The organism is Streptomyces sp. TBY4, from assembly GCF_024213195.1.
GTDB lineage: Bacteria > Actinomycetota > Actinomycetes > Streptomycetales > Streptomycetaceae > Streptomyces.
Map to the genome: position 1 here is coordinate 22401 of NZ_JANAVF010000024.1, position 25090 is coordinate 47490.

Annotated in this window: 23 protein-coding genes and 1 pseudogene; 18 read left to right on the forward strand and 6 right to left on the reverse strand. The window is 71.6% G+C overall.

Features of this window, described 5'->3' with window-relative positions; genetic code table 11:
• The first annotated feature begins 167 nt into the window (after nt 1-167).
• Both NLX94_RS35940 and NLX94_RS35945 read left to right on the forward strand, forming a co-directional pair.
• A complete protein-coding gene (locus NLX94_RS35940) occupies nt 168-1502 on the forward strand; it encodes an AMP-binding protein (RefSeq protein ID WP_254387469.1) in 1335 nt (444 codons plus the stop codon).
• 58 nt (nt 1503-1560) lie between these two features.
• Nucleotides 1561-2457 carry a DMT family transporter gene (locus NLX94_RS35945; protein ID WP_254387470.1) on the forward strand — a complete coding sequence of 299 codons (897 nt, stop codon included), beginning with the start codon at nt 1561-1563 and terminating at the stop codon, nt 2455-2457.
• Here the strand turns inward: NLX94_RS35945 and NLX94_RS35950 are convergent.
• Nucleotides 2450-2872 carry a GNAT family N-acetyltransferase gene (locus NLX94_RS35950; protein ID WP_254387561.1) on the reverse strand — a complete coding sequence of 141 codons (423 nt, stop codon included), beginning with the start codon at nt 2870-2872 and terminating at the stop codon, nt 2450-2452. The two genes, NLX94_RS35945 and NLX94_RS35950, sit on opposite strands and share 8 nt — an antisense overlap.
• 39 nt (nt 2873-2911) lie before the next feature.
• Nucleotides 2912-3478 (reverse strand): annotated as a pseudogene (locus NLX94_RS35955) (alpha/beta fold hydrolase); the annotation flags it as partial.
• A gap of 155 nt (nt 3479-3633) precedes the next feature.
• On the opposite strand from NLX94_RS35955, the gene NLX94_RS35960 reads away from it, so the two are divergent.
• A complete protein-coding gene (locus NLX94_RS35960; protein WP_254387471.1) occupies nt 3634-4683 on the forward strand; it encodes an ABC transporter substrate-binding protein in 1050 nt (349 codons plus the stop codon).
• Nucleotides 4684-4700: 17 nt separating this feature from the next.
• On the opposite strand, the gene NLX94_RS35965 is transcribed toward NLX94_RS35960, so the two are convergent.
• From NLX94_RS35965 to NLX94_RS35980, 4 genes are all read right to left on the reverse strand, one after another.
• The gene (locus NLX94_RS35965) at nt 4701-5648 is read right to left on the reverse strand and encodes an NAD(P)-dependent oxidoreductase (protein WP_254387472.1); all 948 of its coding nucleotides are present in this window, start codon (nt 5646-5648) and stop codon (nt 4701-4703) included.
• Between the two features lie 158 nt (nt 5649-5806).
• Nucleotides 5807-6571: an SDR family NAD(P)-dependent oxidoreductase gene (locus tag NLX94_RS35970; protein WP_254387473.1), complete on the reverse strand. Its 765-nt coding sequence runs from the start codon at nt 6569-6571 to the stop codon at nt 5807-5809.
• Nucleotides 6572-6648: 77 nt separating this feature from the next.
• On the reverse strand, nt 6649-7815 hold the full coding sequence (locus tag NLX94_RS35975) for a cytochrome P450 (RefSeq protein WP_308402630.1): 1167 nt from the start codon (nt 7813-7815) through the stop codon (nt 6649-6651).
• Between the two features lie 237 nt (nt 7816-8052).
• Nucleotides 8053-9204, reverse strand: coding sequence for a ScbA/BarX family gamma-butyrolactone biosynthesis protein (locus NLX94_RS35980; protein ID WP_308402631.1), 1152 nt, complete (start codon nt 9202-9204; stop codon nt 8053-8055).
• On the opposite strand from NLX94_RS35980, the gene NLX94_RS35985 reads away from it, so the two are divergent.
• The 15 genes from NLX94_RS35985 to aroB all read left to right on the forward strand — a co-directional run bounded on the left by NLX94_RS35985 (nt 9164) and on the right by aroB (nt 25065).
• Entirely contained in the window at nt 9164-9865 is a 702-nt protein-coding gene (locus NLX94_RS35985) for a ScbR family autoregulator-binding transcription factor (protein ID WP_254387475.1), read from the forward strand. The two genes, NLX94_RS35980 and NLX94_RS35985, sit on opposite strands and share 41 nt — an antisense overlap.
• 213 nt (nt 9866-10078) lie before the next feature.
• Nucleotides 10079-11692, forward strand: coding sequence for a class I adenylate-forming enzyme family protein (locus tag NLX94_RS35990; RefSeq protein ID WP_254387476.1), 1614 nt, complete (start codon nt 10079-10081; stop codon nt 11690-11692).
• Nucleotides 11689-12072 carry a hypothetical protein gene (locus NLX94_RS35995; protein ID WP_254387477.1) on the forward strand — a complete coding sequence of 128 codons (384 nt, stop codon included), beginning with the start codon at nt 11689-11691 and terminating at the stop codon, nt 12070-12072. Before NLX94_RS35990 ends, NLX94_RS35995 begins: the two co-directional genes overlap by 4 nt.
• Nucleotides 12073-12267: 195 nt before the next feature.
• A complete protein-coding gene (locus NLX94_RS36000; RefSeq protein WP_254387478.1) occupies nt 12268-12546 on the forward strand; it encodes a LysR family transcriptional regulator in 279 nt (92 codons plus the stop codon).
• 339 nt (nt 12547-12885) lie between these two features.
• Entirely contained in the window at nt 12886-14424 is a 1539-nt protein-coding gene (locus NLX94_RS36005; RefSeq protein WP_254387479.1) for a 4-hydroxyphenylacetate 3-hydroxylase family protein, read from the forward strand.
• 79 nt (nt 14425-14503) lie between these two features.
• A complete protein-coding gene (locus tag NLX94_RS36010; RefSeq protein ID WP_254387480.1) occupies nt 14504-15001 on the forward strand; it encodes a flavin reductase family protein in 498 nt (165 codons plus the stop codon).
• A 242-nt stretch (nt 15002-15243) separates the two neighbouring features.
• Nucleotides 15244-16788, forward strand: a complete 1545-nt coding sequence (locus tag NLX94_RS36015; protein WP_302171419.1) for an FAD/NAD(P)-binding protein — start codon at nt 15244-15246, stop codon at nt 16786-16788.
• A gap of 82 nt (nt 16789-16870) precedes the next feature.
• The gene (locus NLX94_RS36020) at nt 16871-17683 is read left to right on the forward strand and encodes a class II aldolase/adducin family protein (protein ID WP_254387482.1); all 813 of its coding nucleotides are present in this window, start codon (nt 16871-16873) and stop codon (nt 17681-17683) included.
• Nucleotides 17684-17745: 62 nt separating this feature from the next.
• Nucleotides 17746-18393 (forward strand): NAD(P)-dependent oxidoreductase, encoded by a 648-nt coding sequence (locus NLX94_RS36025; protein WP_254387483.1) that lies wholly within the window; start codon nt 17746-17748, stop codon nt 18391-18393.
• 28 nt (nt 18394-18421) lie between these two features.
• Nucleotides 18422-19678 (forward strand): multidrug effflux MFS transporter, encoded by a 1257-nt coding sequence (locus NLX94_RS36030; RefSeq protein ID WP_254387484.1) that lies wholly within the window; start codon nt 18422-18424, stop codon nt 19676-19678.
• 91 nt (nt 19679-19769) lie between these two features.
• Complete coding sequence (locus NLX94_RS36035) at nt 19770-21158, forward strand: class II 3-deoxy-7-phosphoheptulonate synthase (RefSeq protein WP_254387485.1); 1389 nt, start codon at nt 19770-19772, stop codon at nt 21156-21158.
• 47 nt (nt 21159-21205) lie between these two features.
• Complete coding sequence (gene aroH, locus NLX94_RS36040; RefSeq protein WP_254387486.1) at nt 21206-21583, forward strand: chorismate mutase; 378 nt, start codon at nt 21206-21208, stop codon at nt 21581-21583.
• Nucleotides 21583-22707: a prephenate dehydrogenase gene (locus tag NLX94_RS36045; protein ID WP_254387563.1), complete on the forward strand. Its 1125-nt coding sequence runs from the start codon at nt 21583-21585 to the stop codon at nt 22705-22707. The genes aroH and NLX94_RS36045 overlap by 1 nt, the downstream gene beginning before the upstream one ends.
• Nucleotides 22708-22798: 91 nt before the next feature.
• The gene (gene aroC, locus NLX94_RS36050; protein ID WP_254387487.1) at nt 22799-23986 is read left to right on the forward strand and encodes a chorismate synthase; all 1188 of its coding nucleotides are present in this window, start codon (nt 22799-22801) and stop codon (nt 23984-23986) included.
• A complete protein-coding gene (aroB, locus tag NLX94_RS36055) occupies nt 23983-25065 on the forward strand; it encodes a 3-dehydroquinate synthase (protein ID WP_254387488.1) in 1083 nt (360 codons plus the stop codon). The genes aroC and aroB overlap by 4 nt, the downstream gene beginning before the upstream one ends.
• Nucleotides 25066-25090 lie beyond the last annotated feature (25 nt).

Genomic DNA, 25090 nt, shown 5'->3' on the forward strand with positions numbered 1-25090 from the left:
GGGGGGGGGTGGGGGGGGGGGGGGGGGGGGGGTCCCCTACCCGCCCTTCCTCCGTTCCCCGGGGCTCCGCCCCGGACCCCGCGCCTCAAACGCCGGCGGGGCTGATCGTGGCTGGGGTCGGTCGTAGGGTTGGGTTCTCGGATGGACCGCATGCCCCAGGGGGATCAGTGCTGACCGCGCTCACCGGTGTTTACGGAGACAGGCCCGATGCCCTGCGGGTGGCCGGGCGGGGCGCCTCCTACGAGGAGCTGCTCGGGGCGGCCCGGGCGGTGGCCGCCGATGTCGCCGGGGCGCCCGCCTTCGCGGTGACCGCGACGGCCTCGCTGGAGACCGTCGCCGCCGTCGTCGGCGGGCTGCTGGCCGGGGTGCCCTTCGTACCGCTGCCGCCCGACGCGGGGCCCGCCGAGCGGGAGCACATCCTGCGGGACTCCGGTGCGGTGCTCGTCGACGTGGACTTCGCACGGCGTGGGGACGGGGGAGTGGAGGCGGGCCCCGGGCGGCCGGCGCTGATCCTCTACACCTCGGGGACCACCGGCCCGCCCAAGGGCGTCGTGCTCACGGCCGAGGCCGTGGCCGCCGATCTCGACGCCCTCGCCGAGGCCTGGCAGTGGAGTGCCGAGGACACCCTCGTGCACGGGCTGCCGCTGTTCCACGTGCACGGGCTGGTTCTCGGGGTGCTCGGCGCCCTGCGCACCGGCAGCCGCCTCGTGCACACCGGGCGGCCCACCCCCGAGGCTTACGCGGAGGCCGGTGGCAGCCTGTACTTCGGGGTGCCGACCGTGTGGTCCCGTATCGCGGGGGCGCCGGCGGCGGCCGCCGCGCTGGGCGGGGCCCGGCTGCTCGTCTCCGGCAGTGCCGCTCTGCCCGCGCCGGTCTTCCGGGACCTGGAGCGGCTGACCGGGCTGCGGCCCGTGGAGCGGTACGGGATGACGGAGACGCTGATCACCGTGAGCGGGCGCGCGGGCGGGGAGGTGCGGCCGGGTACGGTCGGCACCCCGCTCCGGGGCATCCGTACGCGGATCGCGGCGGAGCCGGGCGCGGAGATCGGCGAGCTCCAGCTCACCGGGCCGACGCTGTTCTCCGGGTACCTGGGCCGGCCCGAGGCCACGGCCGCAGCCTTCACGGAGGACGGGTGGTTCCGTACGGGCGACATCGCGGCCGTCGACGAGGGCGACGGGGTCCACCGGATCGTCGGCCGGGCCTCCATCGACATGATCAAGTCGGGCGGGTACCGGATCGGCGCCGGCGAGATCGAGAACGCGCTGCTCGACCACCCCAAGGTGAGCGAGGCGGCGGTGGTGGGGCTGCCGGACGCGGATCTCGGGCAGCGGATCGTGGCCTTTGTGGTGGCCGAGGGCGTCACGGGTCCGGAACTGACGGACTTCGTCGCCTCGCACCTGTCGGTGCACAAGCGGCCGCGCGAGGTGCGGTTCGTGGCGGCGATCCCGCGCAATGCGATGGGCAAGCCGCAGAAGAGGCTGCTGGTGACGGGTGAGGGGTGACGCAGGCGCTCGGAAAAAGGGCAACGGGCCTTGGGGGCGGGGCGGGTAGCTTGCTCGCATGGAGAAGACGTCTGATCAGGTCAGGACCGACCGGCGGGCGCTGCTGGCCGCCGGGGTGACCGTCGTGCTGTGGGCCTCCGCGTTCGTTTCGATCCGCTCGGCGGCCGCGTACTTCGGGCCCGGAGCGCTGGCCTTCGGACGTCTGCTGACGGCCTCGGTGGCGCTCGGGCTGGTCCTGCTCGTCAAGCGGGTGCCGGCGCCGCCGAAGGGGGCCTGGCCCGGGATCCTGGTCTCCGGGGTGCTCTGGTTCGGGCTGTACATGGTGACGCTGAACTGGGGCGAGCAGCTCGTCGACGCCGGTACCGCGGCCATGATCGTCAACATCGGCCCGATCGTGATCGCCCTGCTCAGCGGCTGGCTGCTGAAGGAGGGCTTCCCGCCCCTGCTGCTGGCGGGCATGGCGGTCTCCTTCGCCGGGGCGGTGCTGGTCGGACTGTCCACCTCGAACGGCGGGTCCGCCTCGCTGGGAGGGGTCCTGCTCTGCCTGGTCGCCGCGCTCACGTACGGGGCCGGTGTGGTCGCGCAGAAGCCGGCGCTGGCGCATGCGAGCCCGCTCCAGGTGACCACGTACGGCTGCTTCGTCGGGACGGCCGTCACCCTGCCCTTCGTCGGGCAGCTCGTCGACCAGCTTCCCGGGGCTCCGCTCTCCGCCGTCCTCAACATGGTCTACCTGGGGCTCTTCCCGACCGCGCTCGCCTTCACCACCTGGTCGTACGCGCTGTCGCGGACCACCGCGGGGAAGATGGGCGCGACCACCTACGCGGTGCCCGCCGTGGTGGTGCTCATCGCCTGGGTCGCCCTCGACGAGGTCCCGGCCGCGCTGACCCTGCTCGGCGGCGCGGTCTGCCTGGCCGGGGTCGCCGTTTCGCGGAGGCGCCGGCGGGCGTTCACGTGAGGCGCAGGTCCACGAAGGGGACGGTGTCGCCGGGGAGGACGTAGCGGTCGAACTCGATGAAGCCCGCGCGGTGCGCGAAGTCCAGGCCCTCCGGGTTGGAGGCGAGGACCACGGTCTCGATCACCTCGGCGCCGAGGGTCCGTGCCTCGGCGAGCGCGTGGGCGTACAGCTCCCGGCCGAGACCCCGTCCGCGGTGGGCGGGCAGGATGCGCGCGATCACGGTGGCGGTCGTGGAGCCGGCAGCGGGCGGCCGGACCGTCGTGCAGCCGACGAGGGCGTCGCCGAGGTGGGCGATGTGCAGGAGGTTGCGCGCGGCCCGCTCCCGTACGTCTTCCAGGGAGAGGACGGCCGTCGGGATGACCGTGTTGTGGACGTGCTGCCAGTTGTGCAGGGCGGCTTCGGAGCCGGCGTCCACCGGGTGGATCCGGAGGCCGGAAGCCGGGGGCGGGGTGTCCTGGGCGGCGGCGTCGAGCAGGACGCGGGCCAGGGCGGAGGGGGCGGAGAACATCGGCCAGTGGCCCGTGTCCAGGGTGACCAGCTGCCAGTCCGGGGCGGTGGCCAGGAGCTTCGCCGCCTCGGGGCGGGGGGTGGTGGTGTTCGGCGTGCAGGCGACGTAGGTGGCGGGGAGTTCGGCCAGCGGGTGGGTCAGTACGGTGCGGCCGTCCGGGCCGGTCGAGACGAAGGATTCGTGGTGGACGGGGACGTCGGCGTCGACGAAGACCACACGCTTCAGGCGGCCGCCGATCCGCTCGGCGGCCTGGCCGACCGGGATGCCGGAGCAACCGTGCCCGACGAGGACCACATCGCGCAGGCCGAGCTCGTCGATGCCGTCGACTATGTCCGTGACGTGCGTCTGCCGGCCCGCTGCGCGGCCCTGCTCGTCCGCGGGGCCGGACAGGGTCAGCGCGTGGACCTCGTGCTCTTCGCCCGTGGCGCGGAGTGCGGTGCGGAGTTCGCGGGCCACCTCGTCCCATGCCGCGGCTCCGAGCCAGGCGTCTGCCACCAGTACGAATTCAGTCATGAACGCACGTTAATCGACTGTATGCGGTTGCTTCGGGCTGATGGGGGTGGGTCCAATGGGGCGGATGGTTCTGCGGTGCCCCAGGTGGTGCGCCGGGTGGTGGGCGTGATGGGGAGTGGCGGGCTGTGAGTGACGTGGCGTCTTCTGGTGTGCGGTTGGGGGCTCTCGCGCCGTTGACGCGGCCCGGATGGGTCGACGCGGGGCGGCAGTTGCTCGCGGGGATCGAGCTGGCCGTGGACGAGGTCAACGGCGGCGGAGGGATCGGCGGGCGGCCGCTGGAGCTCCTCGTGCGGGACACCGCGGCCGATCCGGAGCGAGCCGCGGCGGCCGTGGAGGAGCTGGCGGGGCTGGGCGTGGCCGCCGTGGTGGGGGAGTACCACAGTGTGGTGGCCCGGGCCGCCGCCGCCCGGGCCGATGCGCTCGGGGTGCCCTTCCTCTGTTCGTCCGCGGTGCTCGACGCGCTCACCGAGGAGCCGACGCAGTGGGTCGCGCGCCTGGCCCCGGCCCAGTCCCACGGCTGGCGGACGTACGCGGACTTCCTCCTCGGAGCGGGCCACACCCGGATCGCGGTGGCGACCCAGCCGAGCGTGTACTGGGCTTCGGGGACCCGCATCCTGCGGGAACGTCTTGCCGGGCGCGGCGGGAGCGTGGTCGAGATCGACGTACAGGGGAGCCCGGTCGGGGCAGTGTGCGACCTGCTCGTCGAGCAGGGGGTGACGGCGCTGCTCCTGCTGGTCGGGTATCCGGAGCCGGCCGCGGAGCTCGTCCGGGCCGTACGGGGCGACCGGCGGCTCGGGGAGCTGCTGATCGGCGCTCCGGCCGGGCAGCCGGAGTTCGCCGGATGGGCCGGGGCGCTGGGCGCGGACGGCGCGGGGATCCCCTTCCTGCGCTACCTGCCCGAGCAGCTCGGGCCGCTCGGCGAGCGGGTGGGGAAGGAGCTCCGCGCGCGGCTGGGCGAGGAGCCCTCGATGGTGGCCTTCGAGGGCTGGGACAGCGTCACCGTCCTTGCCGAGGTGCTGCGTTCCCACGGTGCCGGGGACCGGGCGGCCGTCGCCGGGGCCTGGCCACGGGTGGAGGTCGAGGGCACGCGGGGGCCCGTCCGGTTCTCCCGGACGCCCGGGACCGGTGTCTGGCAGTGGGCCTGGGCGCCCGTGCACGTGGTCGACCGGGATCCGGCGGACATCGGCCGCTTCCGGATCCTGTAGGGAGGGGAGGGGCGTCTTCAGTCGCGGGACAGGTGGGCGCGGTACCAGGGGGCCGCGGCGGGGAGCAGGGCGAGGGGCGTGGGTGTGGGGCGCAGGCCGGTCAGCTGCCAGATGGCGTCGGCGCGCTGGTAGTAGTCGCGGGCCAGCAGGGAGAACTGCCGTTCCGTCACCAGGCCGGGGCGCACGCGGAGTTGTTCCACGCAGCGGTCCCACGGCCAGTCCTCCCGTACCGCCGGCAGGATTCCCTCGGCGGCCAGGGCCGCCATGAGGCTGGCGCTGGTCACGGCGGCGGGGTGGCTCGCGTGGTGGATGCCGCCGGCGAGCGGGCCCGGGGCCGTGGCCAGGGCGTCGATCAGGCGGGCCAGCTCGCCGACGTCGATCACGGACAGCAGCGCGCGGCCGCCGTCCCAGAGGGCCGGGACCCGGTCGATCAGCTCGGCCAGGGCCGGGACCACCCATCGGTCTCCCGCGCCCAGCACCAGCCCCGGGCGCAGGACGGTTCCGCCGGCGGCCAGGACCGGGGTCTCCGCCGCCAGCCGGGTGCGGCTCGCGGCGGACACCGGGTCGGGGGTGACCTCGTCGACCTCGACCCCGCGGTGCGGGAGGTTCCCGTAGACCGCGGCCGTGGACAGGTGGACGATCCGGTCCACCCCGGCCCGTGCGGCCTCCGCGAGGAGGGCCCTGCCGCCCAGGACGTTGACCGTGTGGCAGCGCTCCTCGTCCCGCCCGATGTAGGAGGCCAGACTCACCAGTGCGGCCGCCCCCTCGCAGACCCCGTGCAGCGAGTCGGGGTCGCCCAGGTCCGCCCGCACCCACTGGACGCCTTCGCGCTCCGCACCGGGGGTGCGGGCGAGGGCCCGCACCAGGATTCCGGAACGGCGGGCCAGGGCGTCCAGTGCGGCCGAGCCGATGAAACCGGTGGCTCCCGTCAGGACGATGACCCGGGGTCTGTCATATGTCTGCATGGGGCGATTTTATGGGCGCCGGGTCGGCCCGGACTGGTGCGCCGGTGAGCCCCCACAGCTCTTCTTCTGTTCGTTGGCCCGGGGTTCCGTCAGGTTCTGCCGGGGGCCGACCGCGGTCCGGTCGCGGTCCGTCGCGCGGCCGCCGCCGTACGGAGCACTCAGCGGGCGGTCCAGCCGCCGTCCACCGGGACGGTCGCGCCGACCACGAAGGAGGCCTGGTCGCTGAGCAGCCAGGCGGCCGCGTGCGCGATCTCGCGCGGGTCCGCCGTACGCGGCAGCGGGGTCCTGGTGTGCAGCTGCTCCTCCAGGCCCGGGTTCAGGTCGAACCACTGGGCCATCATCTCGCTGCGCGTGGTGCCCGGGGCTACGGCGTTGACCCGGACGCCCTGGGCGGCGTACTCGGCCGCGGCCTTCGTCAGGCCGATGACGGCGTGCTTCGCCGCGATGTACGCGGCGGACGCCGGAGTGCCCATCAGGCCCGCGACGCTGCTGTTGTTCACGATCGCCCCGCCCCCCGGCAGCATCGCGGCGATCTCGTACTTCATGCAGTTCCAGGTGCCGCGGACGTTGGTGGCCATCACGGCCTCGAAGTCCGCGTCCTCGGTGAGGTGCAGCGGTGCGGGCACGGTGCCCAGCCCCGCGTTGTTGAAGGCGGCGTCCAGGCCCCCGAAGAGCTCCACCGCCCTGGCCACCGCCGCCTCGGCCTCCTCCGCGCGGGTCACGTCGGCGACCGCGTAGGCGGCGGTGAACCCCCGGTCCGTCAGTTCGCGGGTGAGGGTGGCGAGTTGTTCCCCGCGCCGGGCGAGGAGGAGCACCGAGGCCCCGTTCTCGCAGAACACCCGGGCGGCGGCCGCCCCGATCCCGCTGCTGGCGCCGGTGATCAGGGCGCGCCTGCCCACGAGGAGGCCGGTCTTTTCCGTCATGGGGGAGTCTTTCGTCTCGTGCGGTCCGCGCGGTCCGGGGGTCCGGGCGGGGGTTTGCGGGAGGGGTCGCTCCGGAACTATTGGCTGGAAAAAGACCTCTTGGGGGCGCCCAGGAGCACCGGCAGCACCCGGTGGCCGTTCGAGACGAACGAGAACTTGGGCCGCAGTTCCCCGGCCGGGACGGCCAGGGCGAGATCGGGGAACCGCTCGAAGAGGGCCGACAGCGCGATGGCGGCCTCCATACGGGCCAGGGTCACGCCGAGGCAGTGGTGCGCTCCGTACCCGAACGAGACGTGGTCGCCGCGGGTGGGGCGGGTGATGTCGAAGTGGTCCGCGTCGGCGCCGTGGTGGAGGGGGTCGCGGCCCGAGCCGGCGAAGCAGATGGAGATGGCGTCGCCCTGCTCGATCCGCACGTCGTCGTCGATCTCGATCGCCTCGACGGCGTAGCGCATGATGCTGTGCGCGCCCGGCGGGTCCGCGCGCAGGGACTCGTCGATCACGTCGTCCCACGTGGCCTTGCCGGCCCGTACGAGGGCCAGCTGGTCGGGGTGGGTGAGGAGGGAGACGACCGCGTTGTCGATGAGGTTCGCCGTCGTCTCGTACCCGGCGGTGAAGAGCAGGATGAGGTTGTCGAGGAGTTCCTTCTCGCTGATCCGCGCCGTGCCCGAGTCGCGCGCGGTGATGAGCCCCGAGGCCAGATCGTCCGAGGGGTTCTCCCGCTTGTCCGCGACGAGCTTGTTCATGTTCTCGTACATCGCGATCCCATTGGCCATCGCATCCTCGGTGGAGATCGAGGTGGAGAAGAAGCCGTCGATGATCCGCTGCAGGGGTTTCCATGCGGAATGCGGAATCCCGAAGAGTTCGCAGACCACGGAGTGCGGCAGTACCTGGGCGAATTCGGTGCGCAGGTCCACCGGCACGCCGGCCGGGGCCAGCTCCAGCCGGTCGAGGAGTTCTGCGGTGAGCTCCTCGACCCGTGGGCGCAGTGCCGCCACGCGGCGTGCCGTGAATTCCCTGGCAATGGGTTTGCGCAGGCGGGTGTGTTCGTCCCCGTAGGCGGTGACCATGTTCTGGACCGAGACCCAAATGGCCAGCGGCCACTCCTCGGTGACCTCTCCGTCGACCCACGCGGGCCAGTGCCGGTAGGCGTCCTTCGACACGCGGGGATCTGTGAGCAGACGTTTCACGAGGGCGAAGTCGGTGATCGACCAGGCCTCCACTCCACCGGGGAGTGCGATCTTCACGGCCCGGCCACGGGAGCGTATTTCCTTGATTTCTCCGTGAATGTCCTGGCCGAGCGGATCGATGACGAACGGGCACTGCCTGCTCACAGGAGTATCCCCCCTACAGGTTCTGCTGATGGTGAATCGGGCGACGTCACAGGCTGGCACGCCGACGCCCGTCCCGCCACTTCGCGCGCGTGACGTCTCGGTGAGTGGATCGCGCGGAAGGGCTTCCCGTATTCCTGGAGGGGCAGGAGATCAGGGAGAAACGGGAATTGCCTCGAGCAGGGCGAGGAAGACCCGCCGGCCGCTCTGGTGTCCCGTGATGCTCAACGACAGCGTGTTGTCGCGATTCCGTGTCACCGGCTGCGCCTGTATCAGACAGGGCGTGTCGAACTCCGCGTAGCGCTCGAAGGCCAGGCGGAGCGAGGTGGGGTAGAGCCGGGTGGAGCCCGCGACGGCGAAGGCGGCCTGGTGGGTGGCTTCCATGAGCGCCATGCCGGGGACGTGGTCGTTGGGGTGCGCGAAAAGCGTCGTGTTCTCGGTGTGCGACCGCAGGGTCCAGCAGCGGGGGTCCCTGGTGGGGGCGAGCAGCACGTCTCTCGGCTCGGTCCGCAGGACGAGGGAGGGGTGCACCGGTTCCGGTACGGGCAGGACGGGGCGCGCGTCCGCGAATTCGCCCCGCATCCGGCGGTAGGCGCCGGGGGACGTGCAGGCGAGGCTTCCGTCCCCGGTGGCGATGACCCGGCCGCCTCGTACCAGGCGCATGTGGCAGGTCATCCCGGAGAAGCGGGTGCCGCGCCGGCGGATGTCCGAGCAGGTGACGTCGATGTGGACGGGGGAGTCGTCGTCCGCTTCCACGAGTTCCGGTTCGATCGTGTAGTTGAGATCGGACATCAGGAAGTGGTGGCCCAGCGGGACGCCGAACTCGGCGTGGGAGATGAGGATCCCTGCTTGGCGGATGGCCTCCGCGATCAGGGTGGGTGATCGAAAACCGTGCAGCGCGGTATGGAACGGATGGTTTTCAGGCCAACGCAGCGTCACATTGAAGCGGTCGTCACCTGTTCGTTCCCAGTGCGACAGGAACACCTCAGAGGTGTCGGGACGGTGCACGAGCCAGTTGGGTACGGCCGGGGGCCTAGCTTCTGCGACCCCGACCCTCTGTCTTTGGATGTTTTCGCCCGGAAATGACGCGATTAACATGAACTCCCCCTCCAGGCTCAAGGCAGGTTTGAGCCAGTGATGGTATGTCCCGGTCCGCCGCAAGATACGTGCTGGCTGGTATAATTTGCAACGGCTGTTTTCGGTGACATGCTCGTACCTCCGAGGAGGTGCATGATTGGCCGCCAGGATCATGGAAGGAGCGAGGGTGTCCCAGAAGGAGGCTTCCCGGCGAACCCGGCAGCTCATCGTCGAGACTGCGGGCGCCGTGTTTGCGGAGAAGGGCTTCAACGGGGCCACGATCGCGGACGTGTATCAGCGTCTCGGGCTCACCAAGGGCGCCTTCTACTACTACTTCACGGGCAAGGAAGAGCTGGCCCAGGCCGTGCTGGCCGGCCAGATCGACACGATCGGCTTCCCTCTGGTCCCGCGGAGCACCCGGCTCCAGGAGCTGATCGACAAGGGGATGCTCTTCGCCGTCCACATCCGCAGCGACCCGATCCTGCAGGGAAGCCTCAGGCTCTCCCTCGAACGGGGAAGCCATCACGTGGACCGGCTGCGCCCCTACCAGGACTGGATCGCGCACAACCGTTTCGGGCTGGGCCAGGCCAAGGAGTGCGGTGAGCTCTACGCCCACGTCGATCTCGACGCGGTGGCCCACCTGTTCGTCGGCGCCTTCACGGGAGTCCAGGTGCTCTCCGAGGTGCTGACCGACTGGGAGGACCTGGAGATGCGGGTGTCCGTGCTGCTCAAGCACATCATGCCGATCATCGCGCTGCCGACCGTGCTGGCCGAGCTGGACATGGCACCCGGCCGGGCCGACCGGGTCGTGGTCGACCTGGAGAAATACCTGCGCGAGCAGGCGGAGGCCGCGGCCGAGTCCGAGGAGCAGGCCGAGGTCCAGGCCTAGGTCCGGATCCCGTACCCCGGGACCCTCCGGGCCGCACGCTGTTCCCGCCGGGCGTCATGGACGCCCGGCGGAGCCGTGTGCGGCCCGGATTCGACGTTACGGGCCACCACATCAGAACTTCCGATGACTGTTGCCTACCTTCATGCAGGTTTGTTTCCATGGGCTCGGCCCCGAGCCACATACGAGGCTCTTGACCGACCACGGAGAAGCCACATGATCAAGCTCGATGACATCCGCCGGTACGCGGCGGGCGGCGCGACGCGGGATGCCTTGGTCGACGGCCAGGTGCGGCTGACCTGGGGCCAGTTCGCCGAGACCGTGGAGCGGACGGCGGCCGGGCTCACCGAGCACCTGCCCCAGGAGGGTGCGGTCCGGGCGGTCTTCCTCGCCGGGAACAGCTGGCAGCTCACCGTCGCGATGAGCGCCTGCGCCACCCTCGGCGTCTCCTGCACCGGTCTCGATCCGCAGAGCGGCACGGACGATCTGGGCCAGGTGCTCTCCTGGCTGGAGCCGTCCGTGGTCTTCGTGACCTCGGAGCACCGCGCCACCCTCGACCAGCTCGTATGGCCCAGCGGCCCGCAGGCCGTGCACGTCCTCCTGGACGGGGTCACGGCTCCCGGCGCCCCGGCCGCCCCCGGCCGGCACCAGGCCCTCAACTTCGACCTGCTGACCTCGGCCGAACCCCTGCGCACCCTGCCGGCGCCCCGGCCGTACGAGTCCTTCGCGGTCGCCGGGCACACCGGGGGCCCCTCCAGGATCGCCGTGCGCCGTACCCCCTCCGAGGGCCGCCACCTGGTCGACCTCGTCGACGAGTTCGGGCTCAGCCGGGACGACGTGCACCTGGCCTCCGCGCCGCCGACCGAGCCCACGGCGCTGGCGCTGGCCCGCACGATGCTGGGCATCGGCGCCACCGTCGTCCTCGCGGACGGGGCCGGCCCCGAGACCCTGACCTCCCTGCTGGTCACCGAGCGGGTCAGCACCGGCGTCATCACCCCCTCGGCCCTGCACGGAGTGCTCGGACTGCCGGAGACCGCCGAACCCTCGCCGCGCACCCGCCACCTGCGGTTCCTCCTCACCCCAGGCGCCCACTTGGGCCGGTGGACCGTCAACAAGGCCTGGGAGCGGCTCGGCCCGGTGCTGCACACCGCGCTGTCCAGCGCGGAGACCGGACTGACCGCCGTCATGGGCCCCGAGGAGCTGCTCGTCTCGCCGCCGCGCTCGGGCCACACCACGCTCGGCACCACCGTCGCCGTCCTCGGCCAGGACGGGCAGCCGGTGCCCCAGGGGGAGAGCGGACGCCTCGCCTTCGCGGGCCACCAGGTCATGGACGCCTACCTGGACGGCGAGACACAGGCCGCCGAACTGGACCTCGGCTGGGGCACGGAGCGCTTCCTGGTCACCGACGAGTCCGGGTACGTGGACGAGACCGGCCGGCTGCTGGTCACCGGGCGGGTCACCGACGTGCCCGTGGTGGTCCGCGATTCGGCGGTCGACACCGAGCTCTTCCGGCTGGAGTCGGACCTGCTCAACCTGCCCTGCCTGCGCGACACCGCCGTCATGCGGGTCAGCAGCCCGGTGCTGGGCGACGCGATCGTGGTCCCCTTCATCGCCGTGGCGGTCGGCCGCGAGGCCACCGGGTACCAGGCGCTCAGCGCAGCCTGCGCCCGCCGGGTGCCCTCGCTGCCCGCGCACGTCATCGCGGTCGACACCATCCCGTACAGCCCGACGGGCCGGATCCGCACCGGGGACCTGCTCGACGCGGTGCTGCCCATCATCACTCTGAACCTGCAGCTTGAGCAGTCGATGCAACAGGAGATGTCCGCGTGAACCTGCCCTCCTTCGACGACCCGTCCTACGACGAAGTGCTGGTGGAGGACTTCGAGACGGCCTTCTTCGCACTCGAACTCGAACTCCTCGACCTGCCCTGCGTCCAGGACGTCACGGTGATGCGCACCCGGCTGCCCGAGGTGGGCGAGACGCTGGTGGTGGCCTTCGTACCGCTGGCGGAGGAGGACCAGGAGGCCGGCGGGCGCCAGGCCGCGCTGGCCGCCTGCGAACGGCGCATGCCGTGGGTGCTCTCGCACGCGGTGGCCGTGGACGCGATCCCGCGCGCGGCCGACGGGTCGGTGCGCACGGGCGTCCTGATCGACCGTCTGCTGCCGCAGATCGCCAGGGACCTTCTCTCGCCGATGGAGATGTCCGACTAGTCCACTCCGCAGAACCCGCTGACAGCGCGAAGCAGTGACATACCTGTGGCCATGCCCTCTCTGGGGCATGGCCACAGGTATGTCGGCTACCGTACCGAGCGCGTGGACGACTGCTCCCCATACTGCAATTATACGTGCACCGTGGTATGTTTCTACTCTCCGGGGCTTTTGGCCTCGCAGAAGGGAGCCCCTGCCGTGCAGTTCCAGCAGTTACGCTCGTTCCGCGAAGTGGCCGCCGAGATGAGCTTCACTCGTGCCGCCCGAAACCTCCATTACTCGCAACCCAGCGTCACCGCCCACATCAAGAACCTCGAGGACTACATCGGGGCCGAGCTGTTCCATCGCGCCGGCGGCCGCGTCGAGCTCACCGAGGCGGGCATGCGACTGCTGCCGCACGTCGAGAAGATCATCTTGATCGCGGAGACCGCCTGTATCGACGCCGCCTCCGCCGGCCGTTCCCGTCCCGCCGCCTGACCGGCCGCCCGGACGTCCATTCTCTTCTGCATTCGACCCGACCGCGTATCCAAATCTCCTGGATCGAGGTCGGGTCATAGTTTTGCCCGGGTATTCGGAATTCATTGTTCCGCCATATTGGGACGCGTGGCCGCCCATTATTCGCAAGGTCAACCCATTTTCTTCTCCTGGTTGTTGACGTGCCGTCCGGAAACGTGATGGCGACAGGGTTGGCGTGGATGGGCAATTGTTCGTGCGCGACCCCGCAAGAGCGGATGGACGTCCGAACCTACGCTCGGATCAATCGAACTGCGCGCCCGGCAGCGGTCGCTCGTAGCACCCCTGGAGAGGAGAACCGAAATGGGTCAGGTCCCGCTGGTGGATCAGTCGGCCGACGAGGCGCCGAACGACCTCATGACGGGCGACTCCTACCTGGAGAGCCTGCGTGACGGTCGCCAGGTCTTCGTGGACGGCGAGTTCGTGAAGGACGTGACGACGCACCCGGCCTTCGCCAACGCCGCGAGGTCGATCGCGCACCTCTACGACGCGCTCCACCACCCGGACACCAAGGACCTGATGACAACGGTGGACCGGTACACGGGCTACCGCGTCCACCGGTTCTTCACCCCGGCGCACTCGCCCGAGGAACTCCTCAGGGCCCGTGACGCCATCGAGCACTGGGCTCGCCTGGGCTACGGCTTCATGAACCGCACACCCGACTACAACGCGTCGTTCATGGCCGGCCTCGCGGTCACCCACGACTTCTACGAGCCCTTCGGCGACAACGCCCGTGCCTGGTACGAGAAGTACGCCCGCCAGGGCCTCTCGGTCAGTCACGCGATCGTCAGCCCACCGGTCGACCGCGCCAGATCCTCGCACGAGATCCGCGACGTCCACCTGAAGGTCGTCGAGGAGCGCGTGGACGGCATCGTCGTCGAGGGCGCCAGGCTCATGGCCACCGCCTCGGCCCTGACCAACGTCGCCTTCGTCGGCCAGAGCCACGTGTCCGACCTGGACACCGGCACGGCCGACGACATGGCGCTGGCCTTCATGGCCCCGCTGAACACCCCCGGCATGAAGGTCGTCTGCCGCACTTCTTACGAGTCCAAGGCCACCAGCCCGTTCGACAACCCGCTCTCCAGCCGGTTCGACGAGAACGACGCGGTGCTGGTCTTCGACAACGTGTTCATCCCGTGGGAGAGCGTCCTGATCCACCGGGACACCGAGAGGATCCACCAGTGCTTCCCGCACTCCGACCTGCTCTCCCGCGGCTACTTCCAGGGCGCGATCCGCAGGTCGGTCAAGCTCCAGTTCATGGCGGGCATCCTCGACCGGGGCACGCGCATCAACGGCACGGACGGCCTCCGCGACGTCCAGGCCGGCCTCGGCGAGCTGCTCGCCTGGCGCCACCAGACCTGGGCCGTCACCAGCGCCATGGCCCTGGACCCGGAGTCCGGTCCGGCCGGCACGGTCCTGCCGCGCATGGACTACGCGGCCGGCTACCGGGCGCTCGCACCGCTCAGCTGGGAGCGCACGCACCGCTTCTTCGAGGAGCACCTCGCGGGGGCGCTGCTGATGACCCCCTCCAGCGGCAAGGACCTGCAGAACCCCGAGCTGCGTCCGCTGCTCGACCGCTACTACCGCGGCACGGGCGCCACCGCCGAGGAGCGCACGAAGCTCTTCAAGCTGGCCTGGGACGCAATCGGCACCGAGTTCGGCGCCCGCCACGAGCTGTACGACCTCAATTACACCGACCGCCCCGACCAGGTGCGCCTGGACACCCTGAACTGGTCCCGCGACGCCGGTCTGCTCGACACCTACGGCGACCTCGTCCAGAAGGCCATGGACGACTACGACCTCGACGGCTGGATCCGCGGCCGCTGGGCCCAGGAGAACTGACCGTAAAGCCCGCGTACGGACGGGTGCCCGCGGCCCAGGCGCCGAGCGCACCCGTCCGCGCCCAGCAGAGAGGCCCGGCATGAACCACGACCTGCGCGATGTGATGCGCTCCTTCGCCACCGGGGTCTGCATCGTCAGCACGTACACCGAGAAAGACGGCGTACGCACTCACAACGCGATCACCGTCAACTCACTCACCTCCGTCTCACTGGAACCGCCGCTGGTTTCCCTGAGCTTCCGGCACGACTCGGAGTTCTTCGTGGAGCTGATGCGCACCGGCGTCGTCGGGATCTCGATCCTCGGCGCCGAGGGCGAATCCACCGCCCGCGCGTTCGCGCGCCGACGGCCCGAGCGCGACCGGGCGCTGACCGAGGTGACCGGGGTCCCGGGCGAGGCCACCGGGACGCTGCTGTTCGACGCGGCGGCCTGGATGGAGTGCAGCCTCCGCGACCACGTGGTGGCTGGTGACCACGTCATGGTCATCGGCGAAGTCCTCGCCATGGGGGCCCGTGAGGCCCAGACCCCCTTGATCTTCCTTCAGGGCGGATTCCACAGATTCGAACTGGAACAGGTGTGACGTGCGGGCGAAGAAGCCGCCGGGCCACCGGGGCCGTCTCGATGCGTGACCGCAAGAACTCCGCCGCCTGAGCCGGAGTGTCCCACCCCATTGGCCGACCGGCTTCACCCCCGCCGTACCGGGGGTGGGCCGGCGGCTTCCACCGAATCCCCGGAGTAGGCGAGGAGGGCCCCGTGATCACGGACAGCAAGGCCGGCGCACGACGACCCAGCGCCTTCCACGAATTGATAGGTGACTGACACATGTCCCGTGGATTCTCGATCGGTATCGTCGGAGGAGGCGCGGCTGCAGTCTGCTTGATCGACGCGTTGTCCCGAACAGAGAGCGAACCAGGCAGCCTCACGGTCTTCGAACCGTCACCGCACCTGTGGCGCGGCCGCGCCTACCAGGTGGACACCGAGACTCTCAAGGTCAACGCGACACCCGACGACATGTCCGTGCGCGCCGGCGACCTCCAGCACTTCGAGAACTGGCTGGAGACGCGGGACAAGATCGTCGGGGTCCGTACCGGAGTCGACCGGTGGTCCGGAAGCCGCTTCGCGCCCCGCACCGTCTACGGCGAGTACCTGGAGCAGACCGCGTACGCCGCGCTCGGCGAACTGCGCCGCCAGGGCTGGCGCGTCGACCTCGTCGGCGAAGGCGTCACCTCCGCCAGCCGGGCCGCCAACCGGGTGCTGCTGCGCACCAGCAGCGGCCGCGCCCGCGCCTTCGACTACGCCATCCTCTGCGTCGGCGGCGACAGCCCCAAGGACGTCTACGGACTGGCCGGCACCGAGGGCTTCGTCGGGGACCCGTACCCGATCGTCAGCAAGTTGGCGGACGTCGGCGAGAACGACCACGTCGCCGTCATCGGCAGCGGTCTGACCTCCATCGACATCATCCTGTCCCTGGCCGCCCAGGGCCACCAGGGCCGCATCAGCCTGCTGTCCCGCCGCGGAGTCCTGCCCGGTGTGCGGCAGAAGGCGGTCCCCTTCGAGCTGCGCCACTTCACCCCGCACCGGATGGAGGTCTTGGCCACGACCCACCCCGAGGTCACCCTCGAGGACATCGCCACCGTCATGCGGGCCGAGTTCCGCGACATCGGCGCCGACCTCGACGCGACCGTCGAGGAGATCATCCGGGTCGACCTGGAGGACCCGGTCGACCGGCTGCGCCGGCAGATCGAAGAGGTCGACTCCCCCCACATGGGCCTGCGCATCCTGCAGCGCGCCGTCCCCGAGACCGGGCCCGACGTCTGGCCGATGCTGCGCGAACAGGACAAGGTCCAGCTGCTGCGCGCCCACTACCGCACGATCATGAGCCTGTGCTGCCCCATGCCGCCGGGCAGCGCCGGAGTCCTCCTCGAACTCGTCGAGGCGGGCAAGCTCGATATCGTCGCCGGTCTGCAGAACATCACCCCGAACCCCGAGGCGGGATTCGACGTCGTCACCGCCGAGGGTCACAACTTCACGGCCGACCGTGTCATCAGTGCCGTGAACGCCTCCGAGGGGCGCATCCCCACCAGCGCCGCGCCCCTGGTCACCTCGCTCATGCGCAGCCGCGTCGCCAGCCGACACCCCCACGGCGGCCTGCACATCGCCCGGCCGACCAGCCAGCTGACGACCAACGGCAGATCCGACCCGCGCCTGTACGGGCTCGGCAACATCGCCGCGGGCTCGCTCTTCTTCACCTTCGGCATCCCCTCGCTGGTCGACCGCAGCCAGGACATCGTCGGCGCGATCCTGCAGCACGCCGAGACCGTCGCGGCCGCGAGCCGGGAGAACGAGGAAGTCCTGCTCACGGTCTAGTCCCGCGCACGCCGCGGCCGCCGCCCGCACCCGTATCCGTACCGCTACCGGAGAACGATCCGGAGATGAGGACCCCCCGAGCATGAGCGTCACCGAGACCGACCGGCCCGCCTACCTGGCGGACACGCACACCGGCCTGCCGATCCCCGGCGAGCCGGTCTTCACCACCCACGAGGAGACGCGCCGCCACCGCAAGCAGCGGCTCGCCGCAGCCCTGCGGCTCTTCGGCAAGTACGGCTTCGGCGAGGGCATCTCGGGCCACATCTCGGTCCGCGACCCGGAGCACGAGGACCGCTTCTGGGTGAACCCCTTCGGCGTCTCCTTCAACCTGGTCCGCGTCGCCGACCTGATCTGCGTCGACTCCGCCGGCAACGTCGTGGAGGGGAAGCACCGGGTCAACCCGAGTGCCTTCGTCATCCACTCGGCCATCCACGAGATGCAGCCGGGGGCCACGGCGGCCGCCCACGGCCACACCGCGCACTCCCGCGCGCTGGGCGCCCTGGGCCGCCTGCTGGACCCCATCGACCAGGAATCCGCGGCCTTCTACAACCGTCAGGTCCTCTACGAGGAGTACGAGGGCCCCTCGGTCTCCGCCGAACTCGGCCGCGACATCGCGGAGAAGCTCGGCGACAACCGCGCGATCCTGCTGCGCCACCACGGCCTGATAACCGTCGGTGGATCGCTCGACGAGGCCGTGCACTGGTTCTTCACCTACGACAGCTGCGCCCAGGTGCAGCTGCTCGCCCGGGCGGCGGGCACGCCCAAGAGCTTCAGCCACGAGCAGGCCGTGGCCGCGGGGGACGGATTCGGCAACGAGCAGCTGGGCTGGTTCAGCTTCCAGCTGCTCTGGGACGAGATCGTCCGCGAGCAGCCGGACTTCCTGGAAGAGGACTAGCCCGCGCTCGTCCCGCGTCCGACACCACCCCGCGAGAAGTACCCAGGAAGAAGAGGCACGCCATGAACATCCTTCTTTTCGGCGCGAGCGGACACATCGGCAGCGCCATCGCCGGTGAGCTGCTCTCCCGCGGGCACTCCGTCACCGGCGCCACCCGCACCGGTGCGATCGCGGGCAAGAGCCACGAGGGCCTGACCGTCGTCGCCGGCGACGCCACCTGCGCCGACACGGTGGCCGAACTGTCCGCGCGGGGCTACGACGCGGTGGCCTCGGCCGTCGGTCCCAAGCTGGGCTTCGACGACGACCACAAGATCATCGTCGGTGCGGCCAACGCACTCATCGAGGGCCTCGCCCGCAGCGGCGTACGCCGTGTCGTGGTCCTCGGCGGTGCCGGCAGCCTGGAGGTCTCCCCGGGCGTCAAGGTCGTCGACAACCCGAACTTCCCGGCCGTCTGGAAGCAGAACGCGCTCGCGCAGAGCGAGGCCCTGGGTCTCTACCGCCAGGCCGACACCCTGGACTGGACGTTCATCTCCCCGGCCGCCCTGATCGAGCCGGGCGAGCGCACCGGAACCTACCGCGTCGGCGGTGACCAGCTCGTGGTGGACGCCGAAGGACACAGCCGCATCAGCATCGCGGACTACGCGGTCGCCTTCGCGGACGTACTGGAGCGCGGTGACGCCATCCGGTCCCGCATCACCGTCGCCTACTGATTCCGCGTTCCCCGGAGGGGATCCGACCATGGCTCCACCCGCGATACAGAAGGGCGCAGGGCTCGCCCGGTACGTCATCATCCTGGGCGCACTCACCGCTCTCGGCCCGCTGGCCAACGACGCCTACATGCCGGGGCTGCCGCAGATCGCCGAGGACCTGCACACCAGTGCCTCGGCGGCCCAGCTCAGCCTCACGGCCTGCCTGCTCGGCCTCGGCATCGGCCAGCTCGTCGCCGGCCCGCTCAGTGACGCGCTCGGCCGCCGCCGTCCGCTCATCGCCGGTCTCGCGCTCTTCTCCGTCACCGCGCTGCTCTGCGCTTTCGCCCCCAACATCGGGACCCTGGTCGGGCTGCGCGCCCTCCAGGGCCTCGGCGGTGCCACCGGCATCGTCATCGCCTCCGCCGTCGTGCGCGACCGGCACACCGGGCCCGCCGCGGCCCGGTTCTTCGCGATGCTGATGCTCATCACCGGCATCGCGCCGATCCTGGCCCCCGTCCTCGGTGGCCAGCTGATGCTGGTCACCTCGTGGAAGGCCATCTTCATCGCCCTCGCCGTCATCGGCGCCGTGATGCTCTTCGGCGTCGCGGGCGCCCTGCCGGAGACGCACCCCGCCGAACGGCGCGTGCACGGCGGCCTCAGGGCCACCGGCCCGATCTTCCGCCGGCTGCTGAGCGACCCGGTGTTCGTCGGCTACAACCTGGCCTGCGGCTTCGCCTTCGCCGCGATGTTCGCGTACATCTCCGGCTCGACCTTCGTGCTCCAGTCCCTCTACGGGATGTCCCCGCAGGGCTACAGCGTCGTCTTCGCGGTCAACGCCCTCGGCCTGGTCCTCGCCGCGCAGGTCAGCGGCCGCATCGTGCACAGGGCCGGCCCGCGTGCCCTGCTCGCGACCGGTCTGCTCTTCTCCGCGGTCGGCGGCCTCGCGCTGCTGGCCGTCGTCCTCACGGACGCCGGCCCGGCCCCGCTGCTCGTCGCGCTGTTCCTGGTCGTCTCCAGCGTCGGGCTCGTCCTGCCGAACTCCTTCGCGCTGGCCCTGCAGGACCACGGCGACGTGGCCGGCTCGGCCTCGGCGCTGATGGGCCTGTCCCAGCATCTGATCGGTGCGGCCGTGGTCCCGCTTGTCGGCCTCGCCGGCGAGGACAGCGCGGTTCCGATGGGCGTCGTCATCGCCGTCCTCGGCGTCGGCGGTCTGCTCTCCTTCAGCCTCACCAAGGGCCCCCGGGCCGCCGGTGCGGAGACCGGCGCCCGGGCACCCGCGGCCGCCGAGGTGCGCGAGCCGGTCTAGCCCTGGCGAGACAGCATCCAGCAACGGAACGCCTGCCGGGGGCCCACGCCTCTTCCCTTTCCGAACGAAACCGATCGAGGTCCCAGCCACCATGACCCTCGCCACGCACACCACGGCCGTCGACTCCTGGCGGCTGCTGCCCGCCGCGCAGCAGCCGTCCTACCCCGACCCGGTCGCCCTGCGCTCCGCGCTCGACGACCTCGCCTCCTACCCGCCCCTGGTCTTCGCAGGCGAGTGCGACCGACTGCGCGACCGCCTCGCCGACGTCGCCCGGGGCGAGGCCTTCGTCCTCCAGGGCGGGGACTGCGCCGAGGCCTTCGACGCCGTCAGCTCCGACCAGGTCCGCGACAAGGTCCGCACCCTGCTGCAGATGGCCGCCGTCCTCACCTATGCGAGCTCCGTGCCCGTGGTGAAGATCGGCCGGATCGCCGGGCAGTACTCCAAGCCCCGCTCCCAGTCCACCGAGGTCCGCGATGGCGTGGAACTTCCCGTCTACCGCGGCGACTCCGTCAACGGTCTCGCCTTCACCCCCGAGTCCCGCACCCCGGACCCCGAGCGGCTCAAGCGGATGTACCACTCCTCCGCCGCCACCCTGAACCTCGTACGGGCCTTCACCACCGGCGGCTACGCCGATCTGCGCCAGGTCCACGAGTGGAACCGCGACTTCGTCGCCGCCTCCCCGGTCGGAGAGCGTTACGAACGCCTCGCCGGCGACATCGACGACGCCCTCACCTTCCTCGCGGCCTGCGGCGCCGACCCGGCAGCGGTCCACTCCTCGGAGATCTTCGCCAGCCACGAGGCGCTGCTCCTGGACTACGAGGCCGCACTCACCCGCGTCGACGCCCGCACCGGGCAGCTGTACGACGTCTCCGGCCACATGATCTGGATCGGCGAGCGCACCCGTCAACTGGACGGAGCCCACGTCGAGTTCGCCTCCACCGTGCGCAACCCCATCGGCGTCAAGCTCGGCCCCACCACCTCCGCCGACGAGGCCCTTGCGCTCATCGACAAGCTCGACCCGGACCGCGAGCCCGGCCGCCTCACCTTCATCACCCGCATGGGCGCACGCAACGTCCGCGAGATCCTGCCCGAGCTCGTCGCCAAGGTCACCGCCGAGGGCGCGAGCCCCGCGTGGATCTGCGACCCGATGCACGGCAACACGTTCGCGGCGCCCAGCGGCCACAAGACCCGCCACTTCGACGACGTGCTCGACGAGGTCGCGGGCTTCTTCGAGGTCCACCGCGCGCTCGGCACCCACCCCGGCGGCATCCACATCGAGTTGACCGGCGACGACGTCACCGAGTGCGTCGGCGGCGGCGCCGAGGTCCGCCTCACCGACCTCGGGCGGCGCTACGAGTCCGCGTGCGACCCCCGACTGAACCGCAAGCAGTCCCTCGACCTGGCCTTCCAGGTCGCCGAGCTGTACCGGGACCGCACGGCGCAGGGCGAGGCCCGCCGCGAAGCCGTACCCGCCGCCTGATCCGGCGCGACCGATCGACGTACCGTCCTCACCAAAGGGAGAAGACCATGTCCGTGCGTGCCCTGCGCGGTGCCATCCAGCTGGAAGTCGACGAGCGGGTACACCTGCTGGACGGGGTCCGGACGCTGTTCCAGGAGATGCTCGCGGCCAACGGGCTCGACCACGACGACCTGGTCAGCGTGCTCTTCACGGCGACCCCGGATCTGGTCAGCGAGTTCCCGGCGGTGGCTGCCCGCGAACTGGGCGTGAACGACGTGCCGCTGATGTGCGCACAGGAACTGGACATCGCCGGGTCCCTGCCCCGCGTGGTCCGCATCCTCGCGTACGCCGAGACGGAGCTGTCCAAGCCCGAGATCAAGCACATCTACCTGGGCGGCGCGGCCGCCCTGCGCAGAGACCTCTCGGTGGCAGGGGAGCCGAGGTGATCCGCTCCGCCGCGGTGGTGGGGACGGGACTCATCGGAACCTCCATCGCGCTGGCCCTCTCCCGCCGCGGGGTGGCCGTCCACCTGATCGACGAGAACGAGTCGGCCGCCCGCACCGCCGCCTCACTGGGTGCCGGTACGGTCGGCCCCCCGAAGAACACGGTCGACCTGGCCGTCCTGGCCGTTCCGCCGGCCCAGGTCGGCGCGGTGCTCGCGGCCCAGCAGAAGCGCGGCCTCGCCCGCTCGTACACCGACGTCGCCAGCGTCAAGACCGGGCCGGAGATCGGGGTGCTCGCCGCCGGCGCCGACCCCGTGACCTTCATCGGCGGACACCCCATGGCCGGCAGGGAGCGGTCCGGCCCGCTCGCCGCCTGCGCCACGCTCTTCGAGGGCCGCTCCTGGGTCCTGACGCCCACGGCCGACACCGGCCGCGAGGCGTTCAACATGGCGCTCGTGATGGTCTCCCTGTGCGGGGCGGTGCCCGTCGTGATGGACAGCGAGGTGCACGACCGGGCCGTGGCCCGGGTCTCGCACACCCCCCACGTCGTCGCCTCGCTGATGGCCGCGCGCCTCCAGCACCTCCCGGAGGACGCCTGCCGCCTCGCCGGCCAGGGGCTGCGCGACGTGACCCGGATCGCCGGGGGAGACCCCCGGCTGTGGAGCGACATCCTGGAGTCCAACGCCACCGCGGTCGCCGACGTGCTGACCGAACTCGCCGAGGACCTCCAGGTCACCGTGGCCGCCCTGCGGGGCCTCGCCACCGACGACGCTGACGAACGAGCCCAGGGCACCACGTTCCTGGCCGACCTGCTCGGCCGCGGCATCATCGGCCGCGACCGCATCCCGGGCAAGCACGGGCACCCGGTGCCCGCGTGCGCCCCGGTCCGCGTCCTGATCGGGGACCAGCCGGGCGAACTCGCCCGACTCCTCGCGAGCGCCGCCGAACTCGGCGTCAACATCGAGGACATGACCATCGACCACTCACCCGGCGACGAGAGCGGCCTGGTCGAGCTGATGGTCGCCCGCGGGGCCGCCGCCGGCATGGCCCAGGGCCTGATGGGCGCCGGCTGGCGGGTCCAGCGGATGGGGCCGATCGAGGCCCCGCCGGTGGCCGTCGGGGTCTGATCCCGCGTCCGCGCATCCCCGTACGCCGCCTTCCGTCACACCATGCCGTCACACCACGCCGTCCACCACGCCGCACGACAGAGGATCACCCTTGAGTACTTTGCGATGGCTCACCGCGGGCGAATCGCACGGCCCCGCCCTCACCGCCGTCCTCGAAGGCCTGCCCGCCGGAGTGGAGATCTCCACCAAGGCGGTCGCCGACTCCCTCGCCCGTCGCCGCCTCGGCCACGGCCGCGGCGCCCGGATGGCCTTCGAGCGGGACGAGGTGACCTTCCTCGGCGGCGTCCGTCACGGCCTCACCCAGGGCGGACCGGTCTCGGTCCAGGTCGGCAATACCGAATGGCCCAAGTGGGAGACGGTGATGGCCGCCGACGGCGTGGATCCGGAGGTGCTGGCCGGCCGGGCGCGCAACGCCCCGCTCTCCCGCCCCCGCCCCGGCCACGCCGACCTCGCCGGGATGCAGAAGTACGGCTTCGACGACGCCCGGCCGGTGCTGGAGCGGGCCAGCGCCCGCGAGACCGCCGCCCGGGTCGCCGTTGGGGAACTCGCCCGGGCCTTCCTCAAGCAGGCGTACGGGATCACGATCGTCAGCCACGTCGTCTCGCTCGGCGCGGCCGTCGCACCCGAGGGACTGGTGCCGGAGCCGTACGACACCGAGCGCGTGGACGCCGACCCGGTGCGCTGCCTGGACCCGGAGGCCTCCGCCGCGATGGTCGCCGAGGTCGACCGGGCCCACGAGAACGGCGACACCCTCGGCGGGGTCGTCGAGGTGCTCGCGTACGGGCTTCCGCCGGGCCTGGGCAGCTACGTCCACGGCGACCGGCGCATCGACTCCCGTCTCGCGGCCGCCCTCATGGGCATCCAGGCCATCAAGGGCGTCGAGTTCGGCGACGGCTTCGGCCTCGCCAGGGTCCCGGGCTCCCTCGCCCACGACGAGATCGAGCGGGACGGGGAAGGAGCCATCCGCCGCCGTACGGCCCGGTCCGGCGGGGTCGAGGGCGGGATGACCACCGGCGAACCGCTGCGGGTGCGCGCCGCCATGAAGCCCATCGCCACCGTGCCGCGCGCCCTGGCCACCGTCGACGTCGCCACCGGCGAGCCGGCCGTCGCCCACCACCAGCGCTCCGACGTCTGCGCGGTGCCCGCCGCGGCCGTCGTGGCCGAGGCGATGACGGCGCTGGTCCTCGCGCACGCCGCGCTGGAGAAGTTCGGCGGGGACTCCGTCGCCGAGACCGCCCGCAACCACCGGAGTTACCTCGACCACCTGGCCGTCCGGTGAGCGCGCCGACGCCGGCCGTGGTGGAGGGCTCCCGGATCCGGATCGGCGGTGAGCACCCGTACGAGGCCGTCGTGGGCCACGGGCTGACCTGCGAGACCGGTCGCGTCCTGGGCCCCGAGCCGCTGCGGGTGGCCGTGGTGCACTCCCGCACGCTGCTGCCGACCGCCCGCCGGATCGCCCGGGAGCTGACCGGCGAGGGACGCATCGTGGTCTCCCTCGAAGTGCCCGAGGGCGAGGCCGCCAAGGACATGACCGTGGTGGTGGGCCTGTGGCGGGCCCTCGCCGACGCCGGGTTCACCCGCTCCGACGCCGTCGTGGCCGTCGGCGGCGGCGCCACCACCGACCTCGCCGGGTTCGCCGCCGCGGGCTGGCTGCGCGGCGTGCGGCTGGTGCTCGTACCGACCACCCTGCTGGGCATGGTCGACGCCGCCATCGGCGGGAAGACCGCCGTCAACCTGCCCCAGGGCAAGAACCTGGTCGGCGCCTTCCACCCGCCCGCCGGGGTGCTGTGCGACCTGGACCTGCTGGACACCCTGCCGCCCGCCGACTACGCCAGCGGCCTCGCCGAGGTCATCAAGGCCGGCTTCATCGCCGACCCGGAGATCCTGCGCCTGGTCGAGGCGGACCCCGCCGGGGCCGTGCACACCCGGGAGCTCGTGGAGCGCGCGATCCGGGTCAAGGCGGAGGTCGTCACCGAGGACTTCCGGGAGGACGGCCGTCGCGAACACCTCAACTACGGCCACACCCTGGGCCACGCCATCGAGCGGGTCTCCGGCTACCGGGTCCGGCACGGCCACGCGGTGGCCGCCGGCATGGTCTTCGCCGCCGAACTCGCCCGGCTCGACGGCCGGCTGTCCGCCGCCGACGCCGAGCGCCACCGCACCCTGCTCGCCGCCGCCGGCCTGCCCACCACCCACGGCGGAGCCTGGGCCCCGCTGCGCGACGCGATGGGCATCGACAAGAAGACCCGGGGCAACCGGCTGCGGTTCGTGGTGCTCGACGCCATCGCCCGGCCCGCCCTGTTCACCGCCCCCGACGAGGGCCTGCTCGCCGCCGCCTACGAGCGGCTGGGCCGATGAGCAGGCCCGGCGTCCGCTACGCCCT

Excerpts from the sequence above, each read along its gene's own strand:
- aroH (WP_254387486.1), top strand. The coding sequence starts at position 21,206 with ATGTCCGTGCGTGCCCTGCGCGGTGCCATCCAGCTGGAAGTCGACGAG.
- NLX94_RS35945 (WP_254387470.1), top strand. The coding sequence starts at position 1,561 with ATGGAGAAGACGTCTGATCAGGTCAGGACCGACCGGCGGGCGCTGCTG.
- NLX94_RS35970 (WP_254387473.1), bottom strand. The coding sequence starts at position 6,571 with ATGACGGAAAAGACCGGCCTCCTCGTGGGCAGGCGCGCCCTGATCACC.
- NLX94_RS36025 (WP_254387483.1), top strand. The coding sequence starts at position 17,746 with ATGAACATCCTTCTTTTCGGCGCGAGCGGACACATCGGCAGCGCCATC.
- NLX94_RS35980 (WP_308402631.1), bottom strand. The coding sequence starts at position 9,204 with ATGAGCTGCCGGGTTCGCCGGGAAGCCTCCTTCTGGGACACCCTCGCT.
- NLX94_RS35965 (WP_254387472.1), bottom strand. The coding sequence starts at position 5,648 with ATGCAGACATATGACAGACCCCGGGTCATCGTCCTGACGGGAGCCACC.
- NLX94_RS36010 (WP_254387480.1), top strand. The coding sequence starts at position 14,504 with ATGAACCACGACCTGCGCGATGTGATGCGCTCCTTCGCCACCGGGGTC.
- NLX94_RS36015 (WP_302171419.1), top strand. The coding sequence starts at position 15,244 with ATGTCCCGTGGATTCTCGATCGGTATCGTCGGAGGAGGCGCGGCTGCA.
- NLX94_RS36030 (WP_254387484.1), top strand. The coding sequence starts at position 18,422 with ATGGCTCCACCCGCGATACAGAAGGGCGCAGGGCTCGCCCGGTACGTC.
- NLX94_RS36035 (WP_254387485.1), top strand. The coding sequence starts at position 19,770 with ATGACCCTCGCCACGCACACCACGGCCGTCGACTCCTGGCGGCTGCTG.
- NLX94_RS35990 (WP_254387476.1), top strand. The coding sequence starts at position 10,079 with ATGATCAAGCTCGATGACATCCGCCGGTACGCGGCGGGCGGCGCGACG.
- NLX94_RS36005 (WP_254387479.1), top strand. The coding sequence starts at position 12,886 with ATGGGTCAGGTCCCGCTGGTGGATCAGTCGGCCGACGAGGCGCCGAAC.
- NLX94_RS36020 (WP_254387482.1), top strand. The coding sequence starts at position 16,871 with ATGAGCGTCACCGAGACCGACCGGCCCGCCTACCTGGCGGACACGCAC.